At 42.0% G+C, this 16,965-nt stretch carries 16 protein-coding genes, 1 tRNA gene and 1 pseudogene; 11 read left to right on the forward strand and 7 right to left on the reverse strand.

Annotation, left to right across the window (positions count from 1 at the left end; genetic code table 11):
• The first annotated feature begins 236 nt into the window (after positions 1–236).
• Positions 237–614 (forward strand): rhomboid family intramembrane serine protease, encoded by a 378-nt coding sequence (locus IM676_RS18210; RefSeq protein WP_200988182.1) that lies wholly within the window; start codon positions 237–239, stop codon positions 612–614.
• Here the strand turns inward: IM676_RS18210 and IM676_RS18215 are convergent.
• A protein-coding gene (locus tag IM676_RS18215; RefSeq protein WP_200986959.1) for an IS630 family transposase occupies positions 611–1,485 on the reverse strand; the annotation gives its coding sequence in 2 pieces (ribosomal slippage) (positions 611–1,153 and positions 1,156–1,485; 873 coding nt in all). The two genes, IM676_RS18210 and IM676_RS18215, sit on opposite strands and share 4 nt — an antisense overlap.
• A 77-nt stretch (positions 1,486–1,562) precedes the next feature.
• On the opposite strand from IM676_RS18215, the pseudogene IM676_RS18220 reads away from it, so the two are divergent.
• Positions 1,563–1,922 (forward strand): annotated as a pseudogene (locus IM676_RS18220) (rhomboid family intramembrane serine protease); the annotation flags it as partial.
• Here the strand turns inward: IM676_RS18220 and IM676_RS18225 are convergent.
• Both IM676_RS18225 and IM676_RS18230 read right to left on the reverse strand, forming a co-directional pair.
• A complete protein-coding gene (locus IM676_RS18225; protein ID WP_200988184.1) occupies positions 1,898–2,533 on the reverse strand; it encodes a TetR/AcrR family transcriptional regulator in 636 nt (211 codons plus the stop codon). The pseudogene IM676_RS18220 and the gene IM676_RS18225 sit on opposite strands and share 25 nt — an antisense overlap.
• 194 nt (positions 2,534–2,727) lie before the next feature.
• Positions 2,728–3,642, reverse strand: a complete 915-nt coding sequence (locus IM676_RS18230; RefSeq protein ID WP_225880398.1) for a hypothetical protein — start codon at positions 3,640–3,642, stop codon at positions 2,728–2,730.
• A 258-nt stretch (positions 3,643–3,900) separates the two neighbouring features.
• On the opposite strand from IM676_RS18230, the gene hisC reads away from it, so the two are divergent.
• Positions 3,901–4,956: a histidinol-phosphate transaminase gene (hisC, locus tag IM676_RS18235; RefSeq protein WP_200988186.1), complete on the forward strand. Its 1,056-nt coding sequence runs from the start codon at positions 3,901–3,903 to the stop codon at positions 4,954–4,956.
• 18 nt (positions 4,957–4,974) lie between these two features.
• On the opposite strand, the gene IM676_RS18240 is transcribed toward hisC, so the two are convergent.
• Both IM676_RS18240 and IM676_RS18245 read right to left on the reverse strand, forming a co-directional pair.
• Positions 4,975–6,057, reverse strand: a complete 1,083-nt coding sequence (locus IM676_RS18240) for a glycosyl transferase (protein ID WP_200990276.1) — start codon at positions 6,055–6,057, stop codon at positions 4,975–4,977.
• A 76-nt stretch (positions 6,058–6,133) separates the two neighbouring features.
• Positions 6,134–7,321, reverse strand: coding sequence for an aminotransferase class V-fold PLP-dependent enzyme (locus IM676_RS18245; RefSeq protein WP_200988187.1), 1,188 nt, complete (start codon positions 7,319–7,321; stop codon positions 6,134–6,136).
• Positions 7,322–7,372: 51 nt separating this feature from the next.
• Here IM676_RS18245 and IM676_RS18250 point away from each other — a divergent pair, with 51 nt between their 5' ends.
• Complete coding sequence (locus IM676_RS18250; RefSeq protein ID WP_200988188.1) at positions 7,373–8,887, forward strand: TM0106 family RecB-like putative nuclease; 1,515 nt, start codon at positions 7,373–7,375, stop codon at positions 8,885–8,887.
• On the opposite strand, the gene IM676_RS18255 is transcribed toward IM676_RS18250, so the two are convergent.
• Positions 8,847–9,122, reverse strand: a complete 276-nt coding sequence (locus IM676_RS18255) for a HepT-like ribonuclease domain-containing protein (protein WP_200988189.1) — start codon at positions 9,120–9,122, stop codon at positions 8,847–8,849. The two genes, IM676_RS18250 and IM676_RS18255, sit on opposite strands and share 41 nt — an antisense overlap.
• On the reverse strand, positions 9,119–9,409 hold the full coding sequence (locus IM676_RS18260; RefSeq protein ID WP_200988190.1) for a nucleotidyltransferase family protein: 291 nt from the start codon (positions 9,407–9,409) through the stop codon (positions 9,119–9,121). The genes IM676_RS18255 and IM676_RS18260 overlap by 4 nt, the downstream gene beginning before the upstream one ends.
• A 407-nt stretch (positions 9,410–9,816) precedes the next feature.
• Here IM676_RS18260 and IM676_RS18265 point away from each other — a divergent pair, with 407 nt between their 5' ends.
• From IM676_RS18265 to IM676_RS18295, 7 genes are all read left to right on the forward strand, one after another.
• Positions 9,817–10,992: an esterase-like activity of phytase family protein gene (locus tag IM676_RS18265; RefSeq protein WP_200988191.1), complete on the forward strand. Its 1,176-nt coding sequence runs from the start codon at positions 9,817–9,819 to the stop codon at positions 10,990–10,992.
• Positions 10,993–11,105: 113 nt separating this feature from the next.
• Positions 11,106–11,179, forward strand: a tRNA-Asp gene (locus IM676_RS18270).
• 147 nt (positions 11,180–11,326) lie between these two features.
• The gene (gene gltX, locus IM676_RS18275) at positions 11,327–12,772 is read left to right on the forward strand and encodes a glutamate--tRNA ligase (RefSeq protein WP_200988192.1); all 1,446 of its coding nucleotides are present in this window, start codon (positions 11,327–11,329) and stop codon (positions 12,770–12,772) included.
• A 148-nt stretch (positions 12,773–12,920) separates the two neighbouring features.
• Positions 12,921–13,415, forward strand: coding sequence for a hypothetical protein (locus IM676_RS18280; protein ID WP_200988193.1), 495 nt, complete (start codon positions 12,921–12,923; stop codon positions 13,413–13,415).
• Between the two features lie 208 nt (positions 13,416–13,623).
• Positions 13,624–13,821, forward strand: coding sequence for a hypothetical protein (locus IM676_RS18285; RefSeq protein ID WP_200988194.1), 198 nt, complete (start codon positions 13,624–13,626; stop codon positions 13,819–13,821).
• Positions 13,818–15,704, forward strand: a complete 1,887-nt coding sequence (gene ftsH2 / locus IM676_RS18290) for an ATP-dependent zinc metalloprotease FtsH2 (protein ID WP_200988195.1) — start codon at positions 13,818–13,820, stop codon at positions 15,702–15,704. The genes IM676_RS18285 and ftsH2 overlap by 4 nt, the downstream gene beginning before the upstream one ends.
• Positions 15,705–15,799: 95 nt before the next feature.
• A partial coding sequence (locus IM676_RS18295; protein WP_200988196.1) for an N-6 DNA methylase occupies positions 15,800–16,965 on the forward strand: 1,166 nt, incomplete at its 3' end.

The following is a 16,965-nucleotide window of genomic DNA, read 5'->3' on the forward strand; positions in this document are numbered from 1 at the left end:
ATTATGACCTGATACCAATCTTGCCACAAATTAATTAAAACAGGCGTCATCAAAATCTATCTCTAGGAATTATCGACAGATCAACCCTCAAAAGTAGCCCAATGGTGAATACCTGGATGGCTATATTTTTTTCTCTGCTTACAAGAAATTAAAGATTATGCAATTTGGGTTGATGATATAAACTCAATCATTGAAAATTAAATAAATCATGGGGTGGTTTGAGGGAAAAAATCAAGATGATTCCTATTAGTGATCATATTCGGCTGCGTCATCGACCAATTGTTATTTATTGGCTGATTGGTATTAACATTGCTATATTCCTATGGCAACTGAAACTCGGAATAACTGGGGAATTAGCATCTTTTATTAATAGCTGGGGTTTGATTCCCGCTCAGATTAGTGGTGCAATTACCAATGCTATCTATTTAAATCCAGCTGCTTGGGTGGTTGTTTTCTGGCGTTTACCTTCCCTATTTTTAGCCATGTTTCTCCATGGTAGTATTAGTCAAATTGTGGGGAATCTTATATTTTTATGGGTTTTTGGTAAAACCTTGTCAAGTGTGATGGGCGCTAGAACTGTGCTGGCTTTGTATAGCAACCGCCAAGGAGGTTAGGACGCAAAAAGCAAGACATCCTCAATGGCATCTCGTAAAGAATCAAACCGCTCAAGTTTTTTGCGGATTCGACTTTTTAACCAAGACCAACATTTTTCAATCTGATTCAGGTCTGGAGAATAAGGTGGTAGGTACAGCACTTCACACCCTGCGTACTGAATCAGTTGTTGAATGCGCCCACCTTTATGAAATGTGGCATTATCCATCACCACAACCTGTCCTGGTTTGAGTGTGGGAAGCAAACAAGCTTCAAGCCAAGTCTCAAATACTATTCGATTACACGCACCCTCAACAGTGAAAGGAGCTATCAGCTTATGGTTACACAGCGCGGCAATTATGTTCACCCGACCTTCACGACGACCTGATTTAAGTGCATGGAAGCGCTGTCCTTTTGAGTTCCAACCGTAATCATACTGGTCTCGGTTGTCCATTCCTGACTCATCGAGGTATACAATCTTCTCCACAGGTAACTCAGACAACTGCGTTACGAAAGCCTGTCGTTTGACCTCATCGCGCTCACGGTAGCCATAAGTCTTTTTTTTCGCGTAAAACCAATTTTTTTCAAAGCTCTTGAGATTGTGCGATCGCTAATTTCTTCAGGCCAAAGTGAGGCCATCTCTACTTGGGTTTTATCGCCATGTACGGAAGCAAACTCACGAAATTTTTCCCAATCGGTAATTTTGTGACCATTCCCAGGACGCTGATTAGGCAAGGCTTGGAAGTCCCCCGTTTCGGTTTTTCGCTTCAACCATAGGGTGATGGTGTTGCGACTAATATTAAACATTTGACTGGCTTGAGTTTTCTTCAAGCCATCGAGTTCAATCGCTTGGATTACTTTTTGACGAAGGTCGTAACTGTACGGCTTGGGCATATACCTGTAGCAAGCGATCGCTTCACATGAAAAGGGACTACTTATAGTTTATGCTTAAATTACCTTGGCGGTTGCTATATCTAGGTGGGGGGATACTCACGGGAATAGCACAAGTGATTTTAGAACCGAGTTTGACAGTACCATTAATTGGCGCTAATGGGGCGATCGCCACTATTTTAGGAGCCTACGTCAGCAAGTTCCCTCAAGGCAAAATTGATACTATCATGCCCCTATTAATCTTATATATCCCTATGGAAGTACCAGCCTATTCTTATCTGCTGTGGTGGTTTATACAACAGCTATTTTACGGGATTGGCAGCTTAAACATGACTGCATCCGATGTCAACTCAGCTAACTTTTCCTTCTGGGTGCAATTACTGGGATTATGTATTGGTGCAGCTGTAATTAGATACTATGAATCCTCCTCTAAATCATAGGCGATCGACGGATTAACCGCAATACCACGGACAAAAATATCTACACAGGTCTTAATATACTCCTCGGAACTGTAGATATCTTGATTGCACCTGACAGTACGACAGAGCATTCCCGCTAAAAGCATCCCTGTAAACATATCAACTGCCGGCGCCGGGTCAACCTCAGGTCTGACAGTACCTCGTTTTTGACTAGATTCCAGGTAAGCAACCAATTTTTCACTTAAAGGCCTAACAGCCTCTTGAATTACTTGTCTAGCTGCTTCAGGATGACGTTTAGCCTCCCCAATAAAAGTCCGCACCAAATCTTCGTGTCTTTCCAGCATGGCGTTGTAGAGTTGAGCATAGTTATTTAAATCAACTCCCAGCTTCTGTGTCCAAACTCTGGGGGAATCCAGAGCTTTTGTTTGCAGGGCGGAGGCATTTTCAATTACAGCCTTGAGGAGTTGTTCTTTGCTAGGAAAGTGACGGAATAAAGTTACCTCATTCACTCTAGCCAGACGAGCTATTTCACGAGTAGTTGCTCCTTGAACCCCTAAAGTAGCAAATACTTCTGAAGCTGCTTCTATTAAACGTATGCGGGTCAGAGCAGATGAGCGGATAGTTTTGTTCATCGAGTCGAAAGCGTTGTTTGACTGGGCTGGGTATCAGGGTATCACTGTTTAAACCCACCTCCAGTAATAATATTAATTGATAGTATTTATCTACAGTTGAGTTTCTTGGGTTCTATTAAAAAATAAATCAAAATAATATCTGTGATTGTAATTGTTGATCTGGGTAGCCCCAGGCTCACGCCTGTGGGCTGTCCCTATTTCTCGGTGTCCTTGTTAACCCCTGGGGACTTCTTTTTGATAATTATTTTTGGCTGATTCTGACCGGACTGGGTATCAGCCTTTTTGGATATCGGTGAGGCTGTGGTTTGATTCTTTCTAGATTCTTGCAGAGCCGTAGCTTTATCCTTCTTGGATGCTTTGAGAAATCTAGGTGCGGTTTCTTGGGGTGGCGCTAATAGTGCTACAAATCCGAAGACATTACGCCCGGGCAGAAATTTGGCTTTCAATGAGACAAATACCGCATGTCCTTGGTTTTCTTTTTCCGCCTTGGGATTAAATCTGAAAGGTCTAACTGGCGCGTCTTTCCAGAATAAAGGCAGATGGCTCGCCTTCATAAATTTGACTTTTTTACTGGCATCAGCTTGTTTAATATATTCAAGTCTCTCGCGAGTAAAATTACGGAAAACAGAAATACAGGGTGTTTGACACACGGGGATAAACTGCCATAGTCCCGAGAATTTAAACTCGTTGTCTTCTAGCTCCCCTGAAACTGTCTGTTTTTCTCGCCCTCTGTCAAAACCAACTAGCTGAAAAGTTATGCTGTGGGGTTGCTCCTTGCGGGGAAAATGAATCACCTTAGGATAAACAACTAGCCTAAAAGTACGGTTCCCAGTAGTTTCTATTTCTTTAGTCAGAGCGTCAAATACTTTGCGTTTTTGGGGAATATAAAAAAGTGGGTACTCATAATTACCAATAGTAACAGTATTTTTCCCATCGGCATTGAGGTTAACATCCCCAACAATTACTCCAATAGCTTGAAAGATTTGTCCTTGTTCTTCAATCTCTGCCTGAGGTTCAGTATCGATACTTACTTCTTCCGGTTCAGGTACGGCTTGAAGTTGAGTTTCAGCCTCATTCATCCCATTAGGGGTAGGTTCAGTAGATGACATAATTGTTAGTTGTTTTTGTACGAGCAATAATTTTTTTTGAGATACTATAGGCGGCATATGACAGGCTGACAAAATCCCATAAGTACACACCCAAGAATATGAAATCTAAGTTACTAGACTAGCTTCATTCAGGAGGTAGGGTGCTATGGGAGTATTCTCCCTAGTCAAAAACTACCTCATGCTTACACCAACTCACTACTATTAAGCTAATGCTTTGTGTCTGTCAAGGTTATAGCTAATTAACTCATCCAATTCACTATGAGCAATAACTATTTTCGCCATCATATCAGGACAATGGCTAGCTATGCCCCCAGCGAACAACCCCAACCAGGCACAGAGATCATCAAACTTAACAGTAATGAAAATCCTTATCCTCCCGCGCCTGGGGTGTTAGACCTGTTGAAGAATATTAATGGGGAATGGTTACGACGTTATCCAGAACCCCTGGGGGGAGAGTTCCGGCGAGCCGCAAGTCAGGTTTTGGGTGTTCCCCATGATTGGATTATTGTCGGTAATGGTAGTGATGAGGTTTTGAATCTAGTAGTTAGAGCCTGCAGTGAACCAGGGAGAAAGGTTGTTTACCCTATACCAACATATGTGTTATATAATACATTATCACAAATACAGGGGGCAGAAATTATTGAGATTCCTTATCGAGAAAATGACACATTCCCCGCAGAGGAACTGATGGCGGCTGACGGAAATGTGACATTTATCGCATCCCCTAATAGTCCATCAGGGCAGATTGTACCAACTAAGGACTTAAGCAGGTTAGCCAGCCAATTATCTGGGGTTTTAGTGATTGATGAAGCATATGTAGACTTTGCACAGGAGAATGCACTGGATTTGGTGAAGGAATATGATAATGTAATTGTAATTCGCACACTTTCTAAGGGTTACTCCTTAGCAGGGTTACGCTTAGGATTTGGGGTGGCAAATCCTCGGTTGCTGGATGGGTTGTTTAAGGTGAAGGATAGCTATAACATTGACGCGATCGCCTGTGCATTGGGAGCCGTAGCTATTACAGATCAGGCTTATAAAAATTCCTGTGTAGCCAAAGTCAAAGCATCACGGACTCAACTAGCCGCGGACTTAAAACAATTGGGTTTCCAGGTTGGGGATTCCCAGACTAACTTTTTATTAGTACAACCTCCCCTAGGAAATGCTCAATACCTCTATCAACAGCTCAAAGAACGACGTATTCTCGTGCGCTACTTCCCACAGCCAGGACTGGATGATAAATTACGCATTACCGTGGGTACAGACCAACAAAATCAAGTTTTAGTAGAGACGCTCCGTCAAATTTGTTCCTAGTTAGGGTTTGGTTATTTACTACAACCGGTGAAAGTAGTCAATCACAGCCTGAGCGATCGCTTCATTACCATCTTTAGCCAAAGGTTGAGATTGCTGTGGTTGCTGGGGTTCTTGACGCAAAAAATCCCAATTACCGGTGAAAAATTCCTCAGAAGTGATAATTTGATGGTGATGATAATTCACAATCCCTGTTAACAGAAAATTAGCTTCCGCGAAGTCATCCCGGGGAATGGTCACCAGAGGGATATCAAGTTTTGCCGCTTCCGCAAAAGTACCGTAACCAGGTTTAGAAACCACACGCCCACAAATAGGACTAAAATCCACCGGGCGATATTTTGAACCGCTAACTTTTCTCACGTTAGGTAAGTCCGGGGCAAATTGATCATAGATCACAAATTGCCAATCTGGAAAATTGCCTAAATTTTCGTAAGGTATTTGTTGTAATCCCAAACCGCCGAAGGTGAGCAAAATTGTTTTTGATTTAGGCGCAGTAATTCCCCATGTAGCGCGGAGTTCCTCCCCAGAGTAACGAGGAGAACCACCAGTTAAGCCCACATCAGTAATATTACTAAAAGAAGACATCGGCTCGTGAAAAGGCAAACGAAACAAGCGATCGCATTGAGAGTAACATTCACTAATCCAATCTGCAATGGTGATAAATTCCCCTCCCCAGTCTCGATAAATCAAGTCCCAACCAAAATTACTCATCATCCAACAGGGGATATTTGCCGCCTGCGCAAATAAAGGAGCTAAAAAAGGAATATCTCCTAAAATTAAATTCACCCGATTTTGGCGGATAAAATTGACTTCTGAGGCAATTAGGGAATTTTGCCGGTGTTGAATATCTTGCAAACCTGCTAAAGTTGCCGGTTTATCCATTGTCAAACTATCTCCCTGGACTACACCCAAATCAAAAGCCCGGGGACGATAAATAAAATCTCCTTCTATGTAAGACTCTAGCAACCACCGGGGAGCGGTTGTGACCATAATCAATAAAACTTCTGGACATAATTTTTGAATTGTTGATACCACTGAAGCCGTGCGAGTAGCATGACCGAAACCGTGGTTAGTAATTGCTACATATAAAATTGGTCGCATAATTGATAATTCGTAACGACTATTAAATTGGGGAAGAGGAACATAAATACAATGCTACCTTTTCCCCACTTCCTCTTACTTAGGGGCTAAAGCTTTGTAAAGCCTCAATTAATTGGTCAATTTCTGATTGGAGGGTTAAATAATGAACAGTAGCGCGGATACAGTCAGGATCAGCAATTGTTCTAGTTAATATTCTTTGTGTCTCTAGCAATTGTACTAACTGCAAATGCACCCCCGATTTTTCCTCAGACAGTTGAAAGGAAACTATCCCGCTTTGCGGTGGGGATGTGCGTAAACATTGGATATTAGCCAGGTTAGTTAATCTTCTCCACAGGTATTCACTATGATCACAGATTTGCTCATAACGTTGTTGTGCGCTTCCCCATTGCTGATGAATGGCGATCGCCCGTGTCAAACCAGCATATAATGATGTTGCTGATGTTGATACTTCATATCTTCGTCCATCGGGTTGCCAACCTACCCTTTGACCCTGACTATCTACCACAATGCCACGTAAGCCGATAAATGTGGGTTGTAAATTGTCTCTAACTTCGGGACGGACATATAAACCACCCACACCCCCAGGACCGCATAACCATTTATGACCGGTGAAGGCGTAAAAGTCCGCTCCCAATGCCGTTAAATTTAAAGGTAATAAGCCAACAGACTGAGCAGCATCTACTAACACCAAGGAATTATTGGCTCTGCATACTTCTATGATTTTGTCAAGTGGTAAAACTTGTCCTGTATTCCAGAAAACATGACTGAGAATTACTAGGCGGGTATTGGGGCGTAAGTGTTGAGCAACCACCCTTACAGGGTCGCCCGTGTTTAAAGTTTCCTTGAGGGGACAGGTAGTAACTTCTACAGCAAACCTGCGGGCGATTTCCTGGGAGATAGCAATTACTCCTGGGTGTTCACAGTCCGAAAGTAGCATATGGTCACCCGCACGCCAATCAATACCCCACATGGCAATATTACAGCCAACGGTAACATCTTCTGTGAGGGTAATAGTTTCTGGTGGTGCTTGCAACTCAGAAGCCAAAGCTTCCCTAAGACTTTGCTTTGCTTGTGCAACTAGGGCGTAAGCTTGATTACCAAAAGGGCCAGCTTGTTGGGTATCAGCTTCAGCTTGAGTAATGGCATCCATTACCCCTTGAGCCATTGGCCCCTGTCCACCATAATTAAAATAAATCTTATTTCCCAAAGCGGGAAATTGTGCGCGATGTTGATGTAATTGAGTTTCTCTAGCCAAAATATTAGTCATAAATAGCAATTTTGCTCACAAACCAATTTATATTCTTGTTAACTTAAAGGAATGTTAATCAATGCTGAACAATTACTGCAATATCAACGCTGTAAACGCCGACCTGTCCTAGATGCTCGCGGCGATAGACCCCAGCGGGATGCTGCTAATGAGTTGCTACTCAAATTACAACAAGACAAGGCCGCCCATCGTATGAGTATTTTGGCAGAGTTGGGCGATTATTACAAACCAGATTATCCACGAGGTGACTGGGAAGCAGGTCAAGCAACAACTTTAGAATTAATGCAGCGTGGGGTTGAGTACATTTATCGCGGTGTACTCTTAGCTGATTACCATGATTTGCTAGATCCTACTCCTGAAGATGTTTCACTATCCCCAGAATATACAAAATACACTTTTGTCAGTCGTCCTGATTTACTGGTAAAACAGTCGGGACAATCTCGGTTTGGGGATTGGATGTATGTCCCTGTAAATATTGAATTGGGTAAGCGTCCTAAGCAAGAATATCAAGTTGTGGCGGCGTTTCACGCCCAAGTATTGCTAAAGGTGCAGGAGGGTATCATACGGGAAAATGCTTGGCTACTATTGCGGACAAAAAACAGAGATTATGCAGTGGATTTAGATAAATGGATTCCACAAATGCAAAGCATTTTACTAGAGTTCCTCCAGTCCTTAGAGTCATCCTCACCACCAGAAGTATTTATTTCCCGCCAGAAGTGCAATCTGTGCCATTGGTATAATCACTGTTATCAGGTCGCTCAATCACAGCAACACCTTTCTTTATTACCAGGAGTGACACCCCTGCGCTACGCCCAACTTCAGACTTTGTCTATCACCACACTAGAATCTCTAGCTTATACTACTCCTGAGACTTTAGAAAACCTTCCTGGTTTTGATGGCGCAGTTGCAGCCAAACTGATATTACAAGCGAAATCTGTACTGCACAGACAACCTTTGATGTTATCCCATGGGTTACCAAGGGAAAATATTATATTTACCGCTCCTGTAGAGCTTTATTTTGATATTGAAGCACAGCCCGATTTGGATTTAGATTATTTGTTAGGAATTTTGGTGGTTGACCACCAAGCCAAGACGGAGCAATTCTATTCCTTTATGGCGGAAAAACCAGAAGATGAAGAATTAATTTGGCAGCAATTTTTAGATTTGGTTTGGCAATATCCCCAAGCACCAATTTATCATTTTTGCGTCTACGAAGTTGATACTGTGAAACGCCTGGCGAAACTTTATCAAACTCCTAACTCCCTAGTATATCCTGTTTTGAACCGATTTGTTGATGTCTATGAACAATTAATTAAAACCGTCGCCTTACCTGTAGAAAGCTATGCACTCAAAGCGATCGCCCGTTGGTTGGGCTTTGAATGGCGGGAAAAAGAAGCTAGTGGTGCTAAGTGTATTTATTGGTATGACCAATGGTTAGAAACAGGCGATCGCACTTTGCTACAAGTGATTCAAAGTTATAACGAGGATGATTGTCGAGCTACCCGTAATGTTAAGGATTGGCTAGTTACCTTTTTCCAAAATCATACCCATCCCCCACTTCCTTAATTTTACCCATTGAGCTAAAGTACCGCACTTCAATCACCCATATTCTGTTTGGATAAGATATTCTCAGTTCAGCAGATAATCTTTTTGTAGCTTCGCCAATAATTTCAAAATTGCGAATCACAGCATCTTGAATCATGGGTGTTTGCATGAAAGCTTCCCGTCCTTCAGATGTATAAGATTCAATTCGCTCAATACATTCCTTGATATTGCTTAAGTATAGGCGGTTATCCCTCACAAAAAAACTGCTTCCTCCAAAACTCTTTCCCGGATCACCTCGTGTAAATTGTCTGGTTCAGTGATATCTACCTTACGTCCAAGCAATTCCTCCAAGGATTGCATCAAAGCAATTTGGTCTAATAAAGTTCGTTGTGGTTCAATTTCCATCAGAAAATCTATATCACTATCTACTCTTGCTTCACCTCTGGCTATAGAACCAAAAACACGTACATTATATCCTCCATACTCAGCAGCAATCCTCAATATTTCTTCACGATGAGCCGTGAGTATCTCATCAATTCCCATAAACCCACTCCTGAAATCAACAACTATTTTGCCAAAAACATTTTCTTTTCTCTAACTGCTAACCTACCCATGTGAGATTAAATATCCTTAGAGGTTGTTTGGAAAGTCATGATTAGTGTATCAACTATTGTTTTACCCCACCCTAACCCTCCCCTTGTAAGGGGAGGGGACTGGATTTTATTGTTTTTTGTGTGTTCCCCAATCCTTCCCAATCCTTCCCAATCCCAATCCCTGTTCCGGTGTTCCCTGTTCCCTAAGATAAAAATTACCTGTTGAAAACTTATCAAACATCCTCTTAGCCTCTTGAGTTAACTGGCATAATTAATTACAATTGGTTCAATATTCCACTGCCTATATATTGTATCAAAACCTAGTGGGAGCGTGAGAACCCCCATAATCAAAATAATATGAAATTAATTCAAAAACTTTTATCATTTACTGGAATCATTGTCATTGGTCTGACAATCATCTTGATCACCCTACTGCTAAATAATTCACAATTACACGCCGCAGAAATTAGTCAGATAGAATTTATTGGTGAAGCAATTTTACCGAATAATTCCACCCTGAAAAATACCGAAATTGGTGGTTTATCTGGAATTACTTACGACCCCAAAAAAGATGTTTATTATGCTATCTCCGACGACCGAGGACAAAAAGCACCGGCTCGATTTTATACCCTAAAAATAGACTTGAGTAAAGGTAAAATGCAAAATGGCGATGTTGTTCCTGTGGGTGTAACTACACTTTTAGATCAAGATAATCAACCCTTTCCTCCGGGTGAAACAGATACAGAAGGTATTGCTTTCACTAATAGGGACACTGTATTTATTTCTTCCGAGGGCGATGGGAGACAGCTAATTAATCCCTTTATTCAAGAGTTCGCCCTTGATTCGGGTAAATTGCTCACAACATTACCCATACCAAATAAGTTCTTACCGGACAAAAACCGTAAGCAAGGTATACGCAACAACTTAGCCTTTGAAAGCCTCACCATCACACCCAACAATCAATATTTATTCACCGCCACAGAAAACGCTCTGATTCAAGATGGCCCAGCTACTCGAGCGAATGTTGGTACTCCTTGCCGAATTTTACAGTATAATCTCTTCACTAATCTACCAGAAAAGGAATTTTTATATCAAACTGAACCAGTAGGAGAAATGCTCAATCTCACTGGTAGGTTTACCAGCGGGTTACCGGATTTACTAGCATTAGATAATCGCGGACACTTCCTGAGTATAGAACGGTCTTTTACTGGGTTATTATTTGCTGTTTCTCTATTTGAGGTTTCCTTAAAAGGTGCTGATCAGATTCAGAATATCCACAGCCTTTTAGCAGTGGACTCACAGAAAATTAAACCCGCAGAGAAAAAATTGCTCTTAGATTTGACAACTCTAGATGTAGTATTAGATAATATCGAAGGTTTAACTTTTGGACCGGATCTACCTGATGGATATCGCTCATTGATTTTGATCAGTGATAGCAATTTTAATTCATTCCAGCGCAACCAATTTCTGGCTTTTAAAGTTAAAATTGAGTCACCCCTGATGAGACTATTACGCCGGTTAATCAGGCAGTAATAACCCTGGCTAAGTACACGGGGCAACCCAGCCAGAAGAAAAACCAGCTTTTTTTTCAAAAAACACTTGACAATTCTCTAAATAAGAGGTAACTTAAAAAAGTTGGAAATCAAGGGACTGTAGTTCAACTGGTTAGAGCACCGCCCTGTCACGGCGGAAGTTGCGGGTTCGAGCCCCGTCAGTCCCGTTAAATCGACGAGCAATAATTTTTGGATCCCTTACTACATAATATATGTACTAGGGATGTTCCCATATACTCCCAAGTCATGAAACTGACGGTTTCAGTCTTGGTATAAGCTACATTGATCATGCTGTGTGAAAGAGAGAATTAATTGTGACTGTTAGAGTCCGGATTGCGCCAAGTCCCACGGGAAATTTACATATTGGTACAGCCAGAACCGCTGTGTTTAACTGGCTATTTGCTCGCCACCATGGTGGGAAGTTTATTCTGCGAATTGAAGATACAGACCTAGAGCGATCGCGTCCCGAATATACTGAAAATATTCTGGCTGGTTTTCGCTGGCTGGGGTTAAACTGGGATGAAGGGCCATTTTTCCAATCCCAACGCCTGGATATGTATAAGGAAGCGGTGGAAAAACTTCTAGAACAAGGATTAGCCTATCGCTGCTACACCACATCAGAAGAACTAGAAGCGCTACGGGAAAGCCAAAAAGCTCGTGGGGAAGCTCCCCGCTATGATAACCGTCACCGTAACCTCACACCAGAACAAGAAGCAGCTTTTCAAGCCGAGGGACGCAGCTGTGTAATTCGGTTTAAAATTGCTGATGAGCGGGAAATTGTCTGGAATGATTTAGTCAGAGGAACAATGACATGGCGAGGTAGTGACCTCGGTGGTGATATGGTCATCGCCCGTGCTTCAGAAACAGGTATTGGTCAACCACTGTACAACTTTGTAGTTGTAGTTGATGACATAGATATGCAAATTAGTCATGTTATCCGTGGAGAAGACCACATAGCCAACACCGCCAAGCAAATTCTGTTATATGAAGCTTTAGGAGGTAAAATTCCCGAATTTGCCCATACACCCCTGATTTTAAATATGGAAGGGCGCAAACTTTCTAAGCGGGATGGAGTGACTTCTATTTCTGACTTTCAGAAAATGGGCTTCACCTGTGAAGCTTTAGTTAATTACATGACCTTGCTGGGGTGGTCGCCACCGGAATCAACGGAGGAAATCTTTACCTTAGAAACCGCTGCTCAACACTTTGGCTTTGAGCGGGTGAACAAAGCCGGGGCTAAATTTGACTGGGCAAAATTGGATTGGTTAAATAGTCAGTACCTCCATCATATGCCCATAGAGCAGCTGACAGATTTAATCATCCCCTTTTGGGAAGATGCTAAATTTACCTTTGAGGGAGGAAGAGAACGCCCCTGGTTAGAGAAGTTGGTCACTTTAATCAGTCAGAGTTTAACTCGTTTAACAGATGCAGTGGAAATGAGTAAACCCTTTTTCACGCCCACAGTAGAATTAACCCCAGAAGCTAGGGAACAACTGGAAAAAGAAGGTTCAGAGGTTGCTATTCAGGGAATCCTCACAGCTTTGGAAAATCACCCCCAACTGTCAGAAGCAACCGCCCAAGAGATCATTAAACAGGTGGTAAAAGAGCAAAAACTCAAGAAAGGGTTAGTCATGCGATCGCTCAGAGCGGCTTTAACCGGAGATGTTCATGGTCCTGATCTAATTCAATCTTGGTTACTCCTGAATCAAATTAGTTTAGACAAGCCGCGTTTACAGCAAGCGATGGTTACCGCCAATTAGGACTACCAAAACAGGGGATAATCAGACCAGGAGAAATTCCTGAGAATTTTTCCCTGTCTTTGTCCCCAGCCGTCAATTTCTGTCATCCTGGGAACTTGCTGTGTAAAATTAGTGTCTACCAAAACACTGGTAAACTTATCTAATCGTAATGTCGAAAATAGTGATCAACCAAGGGATAAGATTATTCTTGATCATATTTGTACTGGGCATCACATCTGTAATTCAAGCCATAGCCAATGCCCAACAAACACCACCAATATTTGGGGACATAACTATCAAACCAGAATTTTCTCCAGATCCTGTGCAACTGCGGGGGATGAGTGGCGGTTCAGTACCAGGAAGACAAATTGCGGGGCGGTCTCAAACAACCACCGGTCCGTGTACTGGATTTTTCGACCCCACCCCCGGACATACATTAGCCTTAACAACTCGATTTAACTATTTGAAATTATTAGTACAAAGTCCTCAAGACACCACCATGATTGTCAAAGGACCCGGCGGAACTTGGTGTAATGACGACTTTGATGGCAAAAATCCCGGTATCATGGGGGAGTGGTTACCCGGAACATACCAAATTTGGGTGGGTTCATACCAAAAAGATAAGTATTCCCCTTATATATTACAAATCACCCAGATTAAGTAGAGACACAGTCAGCACCTGCTGGGGAAAGGCGGAAATTCTGTGTTTAAACATATGAAGATTATTGTATTAAAAATTCACCCTCCAACGGCGGGGTGGAAGACTATATTTTCAGTATTTTTTCAGGAATCTCGAAATCCTTGGAATTACAGGGATATAAGGGTTGTGGTAATTTTCAGGGTCTTTTCCAGGCCTGAGTTCTTCACGCGGGATGCAAAGTTGTATTAAAATTAAGTTAACTTTAATTAAGATACTTTTGGATATCGCCGTCAGTCCCCTATGGCGACAGCGATTTATGATCAAAGATCAAATTAAACAAAATGGCAGACCTAAAGTAGTCACAGATGATGACATCATCAGTTTCTATCAAAGGTTGATTGTATTAGCATCTAGAGGCAAATTAAAATGAAATTTTCCTGGCGAGTCGCGGTACTCTGGACATTGCCGGTTTTAGTGATTGGCTTTTTTCTCTGGCAAGGTGCTTTTGCTGGTAATCCCACTGATATGGGTAAAAATGCAGCTAATACCCGTATGACCTATGGGCGGTTTCTGGAATACCTAGAGGCTAACCGTGTTAATAGTGTCGATCTCTATGAAGGTGGTAGAACAGCAATAGTCGAAGCCAGCGATCAAGATATCGAAAATCGTGTACAACGCTGGCGGGTGGATCTGCCAATTAATTCTCCTGAGTTAATTACCAAGCTCAAAGAGAAAAACATCAGTTTTGATGCTCACCCCATGCGCAATGATGGCGCTATCTGGGGACTTTTGGGAAATCTGGTTTTTCCCATCCTGTTGATTACAGGATTATTCTTTTTGTTCCGTCGCTCTAGCAATATGCCCGGTGGCCCTGGTCAAGCGATGAACTTTGGCAAGTCTAGAGCCCGCTTTCAAATGGAAGCCAAAACTGGGGTAAAATTTGACGACGTAGCAGGTATTGAAGAAGCTAAAGAAGAACTGCAAGAAGTCGTTACCTTCCTCAAACAGCCAGAACGGTTTACCGCTGTGGGCGCACGTATTCCTAAAGGTGTGTTGTTAATTGGTCCTCCCGGAACTGGTAAAACTCTACTCGCCAAAGCGATCGCCGGAGAAGCTGGTGTACCCTTCTTCAGTATTTCCGGTTCAGAATTTGTGGAAATGTTTGTCGGTGTGGGTGCATCCCGTGTCCGCGATTTATTCAAAAAAGCTAAAGATAACGCTCCCTGTATCATCTTTATTGATGAAATTGACGCAGTAGGAAGACAACGGGGTGCTGGTATTGGTGGTGGTAATGACGAAAGAGAGCAAACCTTAAACCAATTGCTCACGGAGATGGATGGCTTTGAAGGTAACACCGGTATTATTATTATTGCTGCTACCAACCGTCCCGATGTCCTAGACTCAGCGTTATTGCGTCCCGGTCGCTTTGACCGCCAAGTTACCGTAGACGCACCGGATATTAAAGGGCGTTTGGAAGTCTTACAAGTCCACGCCCGCAATAAGAAACTTGATCCTACTGTATCTTTAGAAGTCATCGCTCGGCGCACTCCTGGTTTCACAGGTGCAGATTTAGCCAATTTACTCAACGAAGCCGCCATCCTCACCGCCAGAAGACGCAAAGAAGCCATCACCCTGAGTGAAATTGATGATGCAGTAGACCGGGTAGTGGCTGGTATGGAGGGTACTCCTTTAGTAGATAGCAAGAGCAAACGCTTGATTGCTTACCATGAGGTAGGACACGCTTTAGTAGGGACATTGTTAAAAGAACATGACCCCGTACAAAAGGTTACCCTCATCCCCCGTGGACAAGCTCAGGGTTTAACTTGGTTTACCCCCAATGAAGAACAAGGTTTAATTTCTCGTTCTCAACTCAAAGCCAGAATTACTGGTGCGTTGGGTGGTCGTGCTGCTGAAGAAGTGGTATTTGGCTCTGCGGAGGTGACAACTGGCGCAGGTGGAGACTTACAGCAATTATCCGGAATGGCTCGCCAAATGGTGACCCGGTTCGGAATGTCTGACTTAGGTCCTCTGTCTTTGGAAAGCCAACAGGGAGAAGTATTCCTAGGTCGTGATTGGACAACCCGCTCTGAGTATTCAGAATCTATCGCCGCTCGCATTGACTCTCAAGTGCGCAAAATCGCCGAAGATTGCTACGAAAACGCCAAGAAAATTATCCGCGACCACCGCACAGCTTGCGATCGCTTAGTAGATTTACTCATTGAAAAAGAAACCATTGACGGCGAAGAATTCCGCCAAATCGTCGCTGAGTACACTGAAGTACCCGAAAAAGCTCAGTATGTACCACAACTGTAAAGCTTATAATTAAATTTGAGAGCAATGGGGATGGTTGATACCGTCCCTATTTTTTTATTCAGATCCCGGAATTTCACTAAACTCGCCTAATTCCCATGACAGAATTTACCAACTACATCGCAGACCTACAAACCAACATCAAACGCGGTGGAGAACACAGTCATTACCCCAGCTTAAAACGACTAATTGAAAGTTTAATGATGGGAATTAACGCCACAATTGAAGAAAAAGGTAATCAACAAGGTATTCCCGACTTCACCATCAGAAAAAATGACCGCATCCTAGGATATATAGAAGCTAAAGATATTAACGTTGATTTAGCTAAAACCGCCAAAACCGAACAACTCAAACGCTATTTAGAATCAAACATTGGTTATAACCTGATTTTAACTAATTACCTAGAATTTCGTTGGTATCTAGACGGAGAATGTCAACAAACTGCTCAATTAGCTAATTTAGAAGCAGGGGAAATCATCCTAGTTGATGATTTACAACCCATCAGAGAACTACTGCAATTATTTCTCAATCACAAAGCCAAAGATATTAATAACTACTATGACTTGGCTAAACAAATGGCAGCTTATACTAAAACTATTAGAAATGCAATTTTAGCATCTTTAGAAATAGAAACATCTACAGAACAATTATATCAATTAAAACAAACATTTAAGAAAATCTTAATTCTAGATATAGATAATCAAAGTTTTGCCGATATGTATGCTCAAACCATAGCCTATGGTTTATTTACAGCCAAAATTGGTCACGCTCAAAACCCAGGAGAATTTACATTTAATCGCACAACAGCTAGTATTTATATTAGCGAGAGAATCCCCTTTTTAAAAGGTTTATTTGATGTAGTTATAGCCACAGATAGCCTGAGTAAAATTCATAAATCAATTGAAAACTTAGTAGATTTACTAAACACAGTTGATATGACCAACATCTTAGAAACTTTCGGGAGAGAAACCAGGACAGAAGACCCAGTTATTCACTTTTATGAAACATTCCTAGCAGCTTATGCAGCATCATTAAGAAAAAGTCGCGGAGTTTATTACACTCCTGAACCCGTAGTTAATTTTATAGTTCGTGCTGTCAATGATATTTTAGAAAATGAAGACATCTTTGATTTACAATATGGTTTAGCCAATCGTAGAGTTACCATTCTAGACCCTGCGACAGGTACAGGCACATTTTTATATGCAGTTATTAAACAAATTCGGGATAATGTCGCTAAATATGGGATTGATAAATGGCATAGTTT

The sequence above is a fragment of the Anabaenopsis elenkinii CCIBt3563 genome (genome assembly GCF_015245355.1).
In the GTDB taxonomy this organism is placed as follows: Bacteria; Cyanobacteriota; Cyanobacteriia; order Cyanobacteriales; family Nostocaceae; genus Anabaenopsis; species Anabaenopsis elenkinii.

Excerpts from the sequence above, each read along its gene's own strand:
- IM676_RS18210 (WP_200988182.1), top strand. The coding sequence starts at position 237 with ATGATTCCTATTAGTGATCATATTCGGCTGCGTCATCGACCAATTGTT.
- IM676_RS18225 (WP_200988184.1), bottom strand. The coding sequence starts at position 2,533 with ATGAACAAAACTATCCGCTCATCTGCTCTGACCCGCATACGTTTAATA.
- IM676_RS18230 (WP_225880398.1), bottom strand. The coding sequence starts at position 3,642 with ATGTCATCTACTGAACCTACCCCTAATGGGATGAATGAGGCTGAAACT.
- hisC (WP_200988186.1), top strand. The coding sequence starts at position 3,901 with ATGAGCAATAACTATTTTCGCCATCATATCAGGACAATGGCTAGCTAT.
- IM676_RS18245 (WP_200988187.1), bottom strand. The coding sequence starts at position 7,321 with ATGACTAATATTTTGGCTAGAGAAACTCAATTACATCAACATCGCGCA.
- IM676_RS18250 (WP_200988188.1), top strand. The coding sequence starts at position 7,373 with ATGTTAATCAATGCTGAACAATTACTGCAATATCAACGCTGTAAACGC.
- IM676_RS18260 (WP_200988190.1), bottom strand. The coding sequence starts at position 9,409 with ATGGGAATTGATGAGATACTCACGGCTCATCGTGAAGAAATATTGAGG.
- IM676_RS18265 (WP_200988191.1), top strand. The coding sequence starts at position 9,817 with ATGAAATTAATTCAAAAACTTTTATCATTTACTGGAATCATTGTCATT.
- IM676_RS18280 (WP_200988193.1), top strand. The coding sequence starts at position 12,921 with ATGTCGAAAATAGTGATCAACCAAGGGATAAGATTATTCTTGATCATA.
- IM676_RS18285 (WP_200988194.1), top strand. The coding sequence starts at position 13,624 with ATGCAAAGTTGTATTAAAATTAAGTTAACTTTAATTAAGATACTTTTG.
- ftsH2 (WP_200988195.1), top strand. The coding sequence starts at position 13,818 with ATGAAATTTTCCTGGCGAGTCGCGGTACTCTGGACATTGCCGGTTTTA.